The organism is Bradyrhizobium sp. USDA 4011 (genome assembly GCF_054063415.1).
On sequence record NZ_JBSSGG010000001.1, the window covers coordinates 8,478,874 to 8,489,449 of the forward strand.

General features: G+C 63.9%; 7 protein-coding genes. 4 read left to right on the plus strand and 3 right to left on the minus strand.

Features of this window, described 5'->3' with window-relative positions:
• Window positions 1-14: 14 nt before the first annotated feature.
• Window positions 15-6,305 (minus strand): HAMP domain-containing protein, encoded by a 6,291-nt coding sequence (locus tag ACVW1C_RS40325; RefSeq protein ID WP_456762963.1) that lies wholly within the window; start codon window positions 6,303-6,305, stop codon window positions 15-17.
• Between the two features lie 283 nt (window positions 6,306-6,588).
• Between ACVW1C_RS40325 and ACVW1C_RS40330 the strand changes: the two genes are divergently transcribed.
• Window positions 6,589-8,544 carry a PAS domain S-box protein gene (locus tag ACVW1C_RS40330; protein ID WP_456762964.1) on the plus strand — a complete coding sequence of 652 codons (1,956 nt, stop codon included), beginning with the start codon at window positions 6,589-6,591 and terminating at the stop codon, window positions 8,542-8,544.
• Window positions 8,545-8,908: 364 nt separating this feature from the next.
• On the opposite strand, the gene ACVW1C_RS40335 is transcribed toward ACVW1C_RS40330, so the two are convergent.
• Window positions 8,909-9,223 (minus strand): hypothetical protein, encoded by a 315-nt coding sequence (locus ACVW1C_RS40335; RefSeq protein WP_456762965.1) that lies wholly within the window; start codon window positions 9,221-9,223, stop codon window positions 8,909-8,911.
• Window positions 9,224-9,284: 61 nt separating this feature from the next.
• Here ACVW1C_RS40335 and ACVW1C_RS40340 point away from each other — a divergent pair, with 61 nt between their 5' ends.
• Entirely contained in the window at window positions 9,285-9,485 is a 201-nt protein-coding gene (locus ACVW1C_RS40340; RefSeq protein ID WP_456762966.1) for a DUF3072 domain-containing protein, read from the plus strand.
• A 102-nt stretch (window positions 9,486-9,587) separates the two neighbouring features.
• Window positions 9,588-9,842, plus strand: a complete 255-nt coding sequence (locus tag ACVW1C_RS40345; protein WP_176531323.1) for a hypothetical protein — start codon at window positions 9,588-9,590, stop codon at window positions 9,840-9,842.
• Between the two features lie 160 nt (window positions 9,843-10,002).
• Here ACVW1C_RS40345 and ACVW1C_RS40350 read toward each other — a convergent pair whose 3' ends face one another.
• Window positions 10,003-10,260, minus strand: a complete 258-nt coding sequence (locus tag ACVW1C_RS40350; RefSeq protein ID WP_176531322.1) for a hypothetical protein — start codon at window positions 10,258-10,260, stop codon at window positions 10,003-10,005.
• A 112-nt stretch (window positions 10,261-10,372) separates the two neighbouring features.
• Between ACVW1C_RS40350 and ACVW1C_RS40355 the strand changes: the two genes are divergently transcribed.
• A partial coding sequence (locus tag ACVW1C_RS40355) for a UvrD-helicase domain-containing protein (protein ID WP_456762967.1) occupies window positions 10,373-10,576 on the plus strand: 204 nt, incomplete at its 3' end.

The following is a 10,576-nucleotide window of genomic DNA, read 5'->3' on the forward strand; positions in this document are numbered from 1 at the left end:
TATTCGATCGCCGATCAGCGGTGCAGCCACATGCGGATCGCCAGCAACAGTTGCTCGGTGTTCACGGGTTTCGCCAGATAATCGGATGCGCCTGCTTCCAGGCATTTCTCCCGGTCACCTTTCATCGCCTTCGCGGTCAGCGCGATGATCGGCAGCCGCGCGAAGGCGGGATTTTGCCGGATGGCGCCGATGGTCTGGTAACCGTCCATCTGCGGCATCATGATGTCCATCAGCACGATCGCGATCTTCGGATTGGACTCCACCAGCGAGATCGCCTCGTGACCGGTTGTCGCAGTCAACACCTTCATACCTCGCCGCTCCAGCACGCTCGACAGCGCGAAGATGTTGCGGGCGTCGTCGTCGACCAGGAGCGCGGTCTTGCCAATAAGATCCTCATCGGAACTATTGAGCTTCTCCAGCATCCTCTGTTTTTCGACAGGCAATTCCGTGATCACACGGTGAAGGAATAGTGACGTTTCGTCGAGCAGGCGTTCCGGCGACTCAACACCTTTGACGACGATGCTGCGCGCCATCGTGTGCAGTTCCGCGTCCTCTTCGGCTGAAAGTTCCCGGCCCGTAAACACGACAACGGGTATGCTGGAGAGCGTCTCGTCCTTGCGGATTTGATCCAGCACCTCGAAGCCGCTCATATCGGGCAGGCGCAGATCGAGCACGACACAGTCGCAAGGATGCTCGCGCAGCGTTGAGAGCGCCCCTGCTCCGGTTCCGCTGGTCACGATCTCGATATCCTCGTGGCCGAGCAATTCGGTGATGCTGAGCTGTTCCGCCGCATTGTCCTCCACAATCAGCAGACGCTTGCGACGCGGCCTGGCGTATTCCTTGATCTGCGACAGCGCGGCGCTGACGCCCTCGGTCGTGGTCGGCTTGTTGACGAAGGAGAAGGCACCACGCGCCAGCGCATGTTGCCGGTCCTCGTCGAGCGTAATGATCTGCACCGGAATGTGACGGGTCAGCGGATTGTGCTTGAGCTGGCTCAGCACGGTCCAACCGAGCATGTCGGGCAGGAAGACGTCGAGCGAAACCGCGCTCGGCTGGAACTGCTTGGCGAGATCCAGCGCCTCGGCGCCGCGGCTAGCGACCAGCACCTTGAAGCCCTTGTCCCGCGCCAGATCGATCAGCACCCGCGCGTAATGCGGGTCGTCCTCGACGATCAGGAGGATCGTGTCACCGGGCTCGAGATCGAGCCGGTCGTCCGGCAGCTGCTCGATCACACGCTCCTGTGTGCCTGATGACTGCAGCGACGTCGCCGCCGTGTGCGGCATCGCCAGCGCCTGCGCCTGGGGGCGCAAGGCCACCGTCGGCCCGGCATATTTCAGCGGCAGATAGAGCGTGAAAGTCGAACCCTTGCCCGGTGCGCTCCGCAGATGGATCTCGCCGCCGAGCAGGCCCGCCAGTTCGCGGCTAATGGCAAGGCCAAGACCCGTGCCGCCATATTTGCGGCTGGTGCCGGCGTCGGCCTGCTGGAACGCCTCGAAGATCAGCTTCTGCTTGTCCTGGGGAATACCGATGCCGGTATCCGACACTTCGAATGCGACCACGGCTGGTGCTGTGTTCAGGATCGGATGCTCGGCGCTCCAGCCGCCGAGCGCAGCCGACACGGTCAGGCTGACGCCGCCCTCCGCCGTGAACTTGAATGCGTTGGACAGCAGATTCTTCAGCACCTGCTGCAGCCGCTTGGAGTCCGTCACCATGCTGCGCGCAAGATTGGCGTCGACATCGATGCTGAAGGAGAGATGCCGGTTCTCCGCCTCGTGCCGGAACGGCCGCCCGACCGTCTCGAGCAGGCTCGAGGTGAGGATTTCCTCGGCATCGACCGTCACCGTGCCGGACTCGATCTTGGACAGATCGAGGATATCGCTGATCAGGTTCAGCAGGTCGGTGCCGGCGCCATGAATGGTGCGGGCGAACTCGACCTGCTTGCTAGTCAAATTGCCGTCCGGATTCTCGGTGAGCTGCTGGCCCAGGATCAGGATCGAGTTCAGCGGCGTGCGCAGCTCGTGCGACATGTTGGCGAGGAATTCGGACTTGTACTTCGAGGTCAGCGACAGCTCGGTCGCCTTCTCCTCCAGCGCGCGGCGGGCCTGCTCGATTTCCTGGTTCTTGCGCTCGACGTCGACATTGCGCTCGGCCAGCTGCTGGGCCTTCTGCTCGAGCTGATCGTTGGTCTGCTGCAATTCCTTCTGCTGGGTCTGCAATTCGCCGGCGAGCTGCTGCGACTGCTTGAGCAGTGCCTCGGTCTGCATCGTCGCCTCGATGCTGTTGAGCACGATGCCGATGCTGTCGGTCAACTGCTCGAGGAACGTGATTTGCGATGTCGTGAACGACGAGATCGAGGACAGCTCGATCACCGCCTTGACCTGGTTCTCGAACAGCACCGGGAATACGACGAGGTTCTTCGGCATGATCCGCATCAGCGCCGAATTGACCGGCACTGCATCGCCGGGGATATCGGAGACGAGGCGCTGGCGCTTGTCGAGTGCGCACTGGCCGATCAGTCCCTCGCCGAACTGCACGATCTGCGGATGCGGTTTGCTGCTGTCGCTGGCATAGGCCGACAGCAACCGCAGCTGCGCATTCTCGGGATTGTCGACCTGGTAGATCACGCCCATATGCGCGTTGATCAGCGGCGCCAGCTCGGTCAGCAGCAGGCGGCCGACGGTCGCAAGATCGCGCTGGCCCTGCAGCATGTTGGTGAAGCGCGCGAGGTTGGTCTTCAGCCAGTCCTGCTCGGTGTTGCGCTCCGTGGTGAGACGGAGGTTGCCGATCATGGTGTTGATGTTGTCCTTGAGCTCCGCGACCTCGCCGCGCACGTCCACCTGGATCGAGCGTGTCAGGTCGCCCTTGGTCACGGCGGTCGCCACTTCCGCGATCGCGCGCACCTGGGAGGTCAGGTTGGCCGCGAGCAGGTTGACGTTGCCGGTCAGATCCTTCCACGTGCCGGCCGCGCCCGGCACGTTGGCCTGACCGCCGAGCCGTCCCTCGACGCCGACCTCGCGCGCCACGCTGGTCACCTGTGCGGCGAAGGTCGCAAGCGTCTCCGTCATGTTGTTGATGGTGTCAGCGAGCGCTGCCACCTCGCCCTTCGACTTCACCGTCAGGTTCTGCTTCAGGTCGCCGTTGGCGACCGCGGTCACCACCTTGACGATGCCGCGCACCTGCTCGGTCAGATTCGCCGCCATGACGTTGACGGTGTCGGTGAGGTCCTTCCAGGTGCCGGCAACGCCGCGCACCTCAGCCTGACCGCCCAGCTTGCCCTCGGTGCCGACCTCGCGCGCGACGCGCGTCACCTCGCCGGCGAAGGCGTTGAGCTGGTCCACCATCGTGTTGATGGTGTTCTTCAGCTCGAGGATTTCCCCCTTCACGTCGACCGTGATCTTGCGCGACAGGTCGCCGCGCGCCACGGCCGTCGTCACTTCGGCGATGTTGCGGACCTGTGTGGTCAGGTTCGCGGCCAAGAGGTTGACGTTGTCGGTGAGGTCCTTCCAGGTACCGCCGACGCCGGGCACCACGGCCTGGCCGCCCAGCCGTCCTTCGGTGCCGACCTCGCGCGCCACGCGCGTCACTTCGGCGGCGAACGAGCGGAGCTGCTCGACCATCGTGTTCAAGGTGTCCTTGAGCAGCAGGATTTCGCCGCGCACGTCCACCGTGATCTTCTTCGACAGGTCGCCGCCGGCGATCGCGGTCGCGACCTCGGCGATGTTGCGGACCTGCGCCGTAAGATTCGACGCCATGAAGTTGACGTTGTCGGTGAGGTCCTTCCAGGTGCCGGCGACGCCGGGCACTTCGGCCTGGCCGCCGAGCTTGCCTTCGGTGCCGACCTCGCGCGCCACGCGCGTCACTTCGCCGGCGAAGGCGTTGAGCTGGTCCACCATCGTGTTGATGGTGTTCTTCAGCTCGAGGATTTCGCCCTTCACGTCGACGGTGATCTTGCGCGACAGGTCGCCGCGCGCCACGGCGGTCGTCACTTCGGCGATGTTGCGGACCTGCGCCGTGAGGTTGCCGGCCATCGAGTTGACGCTGTCGGTCAAATCCTTCCAGGTGCCGGCGACGCCGGGCACGTTGGCCTGGCCGCCGAGGCTGCCGTCGGTGCCGACCTCGCGCGCCACGCGCGTCACCTCGCCCGCGAAGCGGTTGAGCTGGTCGACCATCGTGTTCAGCGTTTCCTTCAGCTGAAGGATTTCGCCGCGCACGTCGACCGTGATCTTGCGCGACAGGTCGCCGCCGGCGATCGCGGTCGCGACCTCGGCGATGTTACGAACCTGCGCCGTTAGGTTGCCGGCCATCGAGTTGACGCTGTCGGTCAAATCCTTCCAGGTGCCGGCAACGCCGGGCACCTCGGCCTGGCCGCCGAGCTTGCCGTCGGTGCCGACCTCGCGCGCCACGCGCGTCACTTCGCCGGCGAAGGCGTTGAGCTGGTCCACCATCGTGTTGAGCGTTTCCTTCAGCTGAAGGATTTCGCCCGACACGTTCACCGTGATCTTCTTCGACAGGTCGCCCTTCGCCACCGCGGTCGCGACCTCGGCGATGTTGCGGACCTGGGCCGTCAGGTTCGAGGCCATCGAGTTGACGCTGTCGGTCAAATCCTTCCAGGTGCCGGCAACGCCGCGCACCTCGGCCTGGCCGCCGAGCTTGCCCTCGGTGCCGACCTCGCGCGCCACGCGCGTCACCTCGCCGGCGAAGGCGTTGAGCTGGTCCACCATCGTGTTGATGGTGTCCTTCAGCTCGAGGATTTCACCGCGCACGTCGACCGTGATCTTCTTCGACAGGTCGCCGTTGGCGACCGCGGTGGTAACGCCGGCGATGTTGCGGACCTGTGCGGTCAGGTTCGACGCCATGAAGTTGACGTTGTCGGTCAGGTCCTTCCAGGTGCCGGCGACGCCGAGCACGTTGGCCTGGCCGCCGAGCTTGCCCTCGGTGCCGACCTCGCGCGCCACGCGCGTCACTTCGGAGGCGAAGGCATTGAGCTGGTCGACCATCGTGTTCAGCGTTTCCTTCAGCTGAAGGATCTCACCCGATACGTTCACCGTGATCTTCTTCGACAAGTCGCCGCCGGCGATCGCGGTCGCGACGTCGGCGATGTTGCGGACCTGGGCGGTCAGGTTCGACGCCATGAAGTTGACGTTGTCGGTGAGGTCCTTCCAGGTGCCGGCGACGCCGGGCACCTGGGCCTGGCCGCCGAGCTTGCCTTCGGTACCGACCTCGCGCGCCACGCGCGTCACTTCCGACGCAAACGAGTTGAGCTGGTCCACCATCGTGTTGATGGTGTCCTTCAACTCGAGGATCTCGCCGCTGACGTCGACCGTGATCTTGCGCGACAGGTCACCGCGCGCCACGGCCGTGGTCACGTTGGCGATGTTGCGGACCTGGGCGGTCAGGTTGCCGCACATCGCGTTCACCGAGTCGGTCAGGTCCTTCCAGGTGCCGGCAACGCCGGGCACGATCGCCTGGCCGCCGAGCTTGCCATCGGTGCCGACCTCGCGCGCCACGCGCGTCACTTCCGAGGCGAATGAACGCAGCTGATCGACCATCGTGTTGATGGCCTCCTTCAGCTGCAGGATCTCGCCGCGGACGTCGACCGTGATCTTCTTGGACAAGTCGCCGTTGGCGACCGCGATCGTCACCTCGGCGATGTTGCGGACCTGGCCGGTCAGGTTGTTGGCCATCGAGTTGACGCTCTCGGTCAGGTCCTTCCAGACGCCGGTCACTTCCGGCACCTCGGCCTGGCCGCCGAGCTTGCCCTCGGTGCCGACTTCGCGGGCCACGCGCGTGACCTCGGAGGTAAACACCGAGAGCTGCTTGATCATCGTGTTGACGATGTTCGCCGACTGCAGGAATTCGCCGCGCAGCGGCCTGCCCTCGACGTCGAGTTGCACGGTCTGTAGCAGGTCGCCCTGCGCCACCGCGGCGACCGCGCGGGTGACTTCGCGAGTCGGCCACAGCAAATCATCGATCAGGGTGTTGACCGAGCTTTCCATGTCGGCCCAGGCGCCACTGGCGAGGCCGAAATTGACGCGCTGGCGGGTCTGTCCCTCACGGCCGACGACCTGTCCGACGCGCGCCAATTGCTGCGCCATGCGCTCGTTGGCGGCGGCGATTTCGTTGAAGGCGTCCGCGATCTTGCCGTCGATACCGAGATAGTCGCCACGCATGCGAACCGAGAAGTCGCCGCCGCGCATCGCCTGCAGCGATTGCAGCAGATCGTGCGAGGAATCGAGGCTTCCGTTCGATGATTGGGCGCGGCGTGTATCAGCACGGGGACGAGGCGGCGAACCGAGATCGGTCATGTAGTTTCCCCTACGCGCTGGCCACGAATCCAGGGACTCGGAGAAGCCAGTGTGACCATAAGAATGACTGCGCTTGATCTATTCAAGCGGGAAAACGCCAAAACCGCGATTTGTGACGCAAACCGAGCAGCTTAATCGTCGATGGAACAAAAAGTTCCAATGCGTGTTGGAACTTTTTGCGCAGTAGCGTAAGCCGATCGTATTGCTTGGGCCCGATCGGCGCATTTGATCGCATTGGAACATTGGCCTCGCCCGAACGTTCCCGGGGTTGGCAGGATTGGTGATGGTTAAGAATTCAGGCCGGCTCAAGCGTGGCATCTTCCAAAGCGAGCGCAGCTTCCGGCCGTTGGTTGGAGGGGCGATTGACTATGGGATTTGCACGCTCGCCCCCGATGGACGGGTGATCAACTGGAACAAGGGCGCCGAACGCATCACCGGCTATCCGGCCAAGGCGATCCTCGGCAAGCACTTCTCGGTCTTTTATCCCGCGGAGGATCGTGCATCGGGCCTTCCCGCGAAGGCGTTGCAGATGGCGCGGAAGGAAAAGCACGCCGTGGCCGAGGGCTGGTGCATCCGTAAGGATGGCTCGCAATTCTATGCCTCTGTCATCATCGATCCGATCTACGAGAAGCGCAAGCTGACCGGCTACGCGATGGTCACCCGCGACATGACCGAGCGCCGACAGGCGCGCGCGGATCTCGACGCCAGCGAAAGCCAGTTCCGCCTGCTGGTGAGCAACGTCACCGACTACGCGCTGTACATGCTGACGCCGGAGGGAATCGTCGCCAACTGGAACGCCGGCGGCGAGCGCATCAAGGGCTATTCGCCCGGCGAAATCATCGGCCAGAGCTTCGCGCGCTTCTACACACCGGCCGACCAGGCGGCGGGCAAGCCCGCCCGCGCGCTCAAGATCGCGGAAGAGACCGGGCACTACGTGGAGGATGGCTGGCGGGTCCGCAAGGACGGCTCGTTCTTCTGGGCCAGCGTCGTGATCGATCCGATCCGCGACAGCGACGGCACCCTGGTCGGCTTTGCCAAGATCACGCGGGACATTTCCGAGCGGCGTGAGGCGCAGCAGAAGCTCGAACTGGTGCAGCGACAGCTCGCGGAATCGCAGAAGATGGATGCGCTGGGCCAGTTGACGGGCGGCGTCGCGCACGACTTCAACAACCTGCTGATGATCATTTCGGGCAATCTGCACCGGATCAAGCGCGAGGTGACGAGCGAGCGCGGCAAGCTTGCCCTGAGTGCGATCGAAACCGCATCCGAGCGCGCTGCGTCCCTGACCAACCAACTGCTCACCTTCGCGCGCCGCCAAAGCGTCAACCCGCAGACCATCGATGTCGCCGACAGGATCACCGCGGTGCGCGAGGTGCTGAGCAGCGCGATCGGCGGCGCGATCAAGCTGAACATGGAGATCGAGCCGGATGTCTGGCCGGTCTCCGTCGACCCGAACGAGTTTGAGACCGCGCTGATCAACCTTGTCGTCAATGCGCGGGACGCGATGGCTGGTGGCGGTACACTGACGGTCTCTGCCCGAAACGTACCCGCAACCACCGAGGTGGCCATCAGCGTAGCTGATACCGGCGAGGGCATCCCCCAGGATGTGCTGAGCAAGGTCTTCGACCCGTTCTTCACCACCAAGCCGGTCGGCAAAGGGACCGGCCTCGGACTGTCCCAGGTCCACGGCTTCGCGCACCAGGCAGACGGCCGGATCGAGATTGCAAGCACGCTTGGCAAGGGCACCACGGTCAGCATCTACCTCCCGCGCGGGACCACGGCCGCAACGGATACGGTCGCGGGCCACAGCGTGCGCGGCTCCGCAACCGTCCTGCTGATCGAGGACAATCCGGCCGTCGCCGATGCGAGCACGGGCTTGCTCGAACAGCTCGGCTACACCGTGCGCTGGGCTTCGAACGCTGAGGCTGCCTTATCGGAAATCGAGACCAACGGTGTCGACGTGGTGTTCAGCGACATCGTGATGCCCGGCAAGATGGACGGGCTGAAGCTGGCGCGCGCGATCCGGGACAGGAGGCCCGAGCTGCCGATCCTGCTGACGACAGGTTACAGCAAGAGTGCGCGCGACGTGCGGTCCGACTTTCCGGTCCTGCGCAAGCCGTACCGCATTCACGACCTCAGCCGCGAACTCTCGAAGCTGACGGGGCACCGCTCCGAAAGCGTGCCGGACGATCTTCCGGCAGATGAAGATCTGCCCAGAAAGGCGAGAGCGCGGTCATAATTTTCAAAGGGAGGGCTAACGGTCCGCTGGCCAGGTTCGCCGCACCAATTGCACCCGTTCGATGCGGCTGCATTGTTCGCAGCGATATTGAAGGATGTCCCTGCCCTCGCTACCCGGAGAACTGCTCTCAAGCCGCATCGTCCTGATGCAGCTGATGCAGGAGATCAGCGTCAGCAACGGGCTGCGATCGTCATTCATCGATGCCCGCGGTGGCGCGGTCGGATCGGCGATCATGGCGCTGGGCGATGCTATGGTGTTGGCACTCACCACAAGAAAATGCCCACCCACGGCTAGGGTTCCCGCCCCGAAACCAGATTCGGACTCGAGCCGGTGTGTGACGCGCCCTCCCGCTCGGGCGGACCGATCAAACCCTCGCGTTGCCCGGCCTGAGCCTGCCTTTGTCCGATTTGTCGGGAGCCGGCTTGCCGGTCGCAACGGCACGATCCGCAAAGCTTCGGCTCAGCCGCTCTCGCACCGTGGGGAGGCGCTCGCCGCCGCCGGCGGCCTTCCACCGGCCGATGAGCTCTGTCACTTCGGCGCGCATCGCCATCAGCCGGTAGGACGCTTCGCTGCAATCCAGATCGCGGTTGACCTGATCCCGGATCGACGCCTCGACCAGACTCATCTCAGCCCGCAAAGTGCTGATCTTACGACGAATTTCGTTGATCTTGTTGTCCATGGTTTCTTAGAACAAAAATAGAACATATTGTCAAGTCACGATCCGGCAAGCGAGGTGAGCGATGAGCATGGCAGCGGTGAGATTTGGCGGGGTTGCGGAGCGGCTTGGCGGGCTGATGTCGTGTGCCCAGGCGCTGCGGTTGCGGACCCTGGCCGAGGAGGCCTATCAGCCGAACCAGTACGCGCGCGACCTGACGTCGGAGGAAGCCGAACGGCGCATCGATGCCCTCCGGGCAGAGATCGCACTGGCGGATTCCTTCTGAACCGCCCAACCCGCCCGACCCGGACACTCCCTTAAGGCTTTGATATAGCGGCACAGCTAGGTCTGTTCTGTTATTGCTGTTTGCCTTTTGGGGGAGCCTTTCGTGCTGGAGCTGGAGAAGCGGTCGCCGCTTGCGTTCCCGATCACGCTGAAAGACGGGCGAACGCTCGCAACCGTCGGCGACGCGGCGGACTACCTGTCAGCGCTGAACATTGATCAGCGCGAGCGCGGGTACTGGAAGACGGCGATCATGATGTTCAACAACGCGATGCGCGAACCCAGCTATCTGAGGATCGCAACGATGAACCTGCGCTCTGCCCTTGTGTATGACCGCCTCGTCGACGACGTCGGCCACTGATTGTGGTGTTGCAGCTACAGCCGAATCGGCGCGCCTTTCGTAAGGCCCGTTCGTTATGGCCGCAAACAAGGTAACGGCGGTACACGCGACGGCCGGGTACGCAATGCGCTTCGGCCGCACTCTCGGGCCGCCGCGGAGGGCCAAGGCGGCCCATTTCTTTTCAAAGCAATTTGGCGCGGACGAACAGCATCCGCAGCGCGGAGGTTGCTTGCACCGTCAGCATGGCGTTACCAGCCGCTCGTTCCAGCGCGACCAGCGCGTCGTCATGCAGCGAGCGGAACTCCATCCATTCGACGGCGCTGAGATTGCTGATGAAGCGGTAGGCCTGACCGACGGTCGCGAGCGTTACCGTCTCGCCGTTCAGCCGCACTCTGAATGTCGCCTTCAGCGGCGTGTCGGATTTGGAAACGTCAGCCATGGCGCGGTTGTGCTCCGCGGCGCGTTAATGTCAATCTAATTTCTCTGCTCCCATCGAAGTGCGCCGGCTCCACGGAATCGCAATGTCTGTTAGCGTTTCGTGGGGGTGATTCGTGCCTGATCTTGCCAATACAGCCTATCTCGATGCGCTCAATTCCGAGCAGCGCCGCGCCGTCGAGCACGGGGTCGGCAAGGATGGCATCGTCGGCGCCCCGCTGCTGGTGATCGCGGGCGCTGGCTCCGGCAAGACCAATACGCTCGCCCATCGCGTCGCGCATCTGATCGTCGCGGGCGCCGATCCGCGCCGCATCCTGTTG

Excerpts from the sequence above, each read along its gene's own strand:
- ACVW1C_RS40350 (WP_176531322.1), bottom strand. The coding sequence starts at position 10,260 with ATGGCTGACGTTTCCAAATCCGACACGCCGCTGAAGGCGACATTCAGA.
- ACVW1C_RS40335 (WP_456762965.1), bottom strand. The coding sequence starts at position 9,223 with ATGGACAACAAGATCAACGAAATTCGTCGTAAGATCAGCACTTTGCGG.
- ACVW1C_RS40330 (WP_456762964.1), top strand. The coding sequence starts at position 6,589 with ATGGTTAAGAATTCAGGCCGGCTCAAGCGTGGCATCTTCCAAAGCGAG.
- ACVW1C_RS40340 (WP_456762966.1), top strand. The coding sequence starts at position 9,285 with ATGAGCATGGCAGCGGTGAGATTTGGCGGGGTTGCGGAGCGGCTTGGC.
- ACVW1C_RS40325 (WP_456762963.1), bottom strand. The coding sequence starts at position 6,305 with ATGACCGATCTCGGTTCGCCGCCTCGTCCCCGTGCTGATACACGCCGC.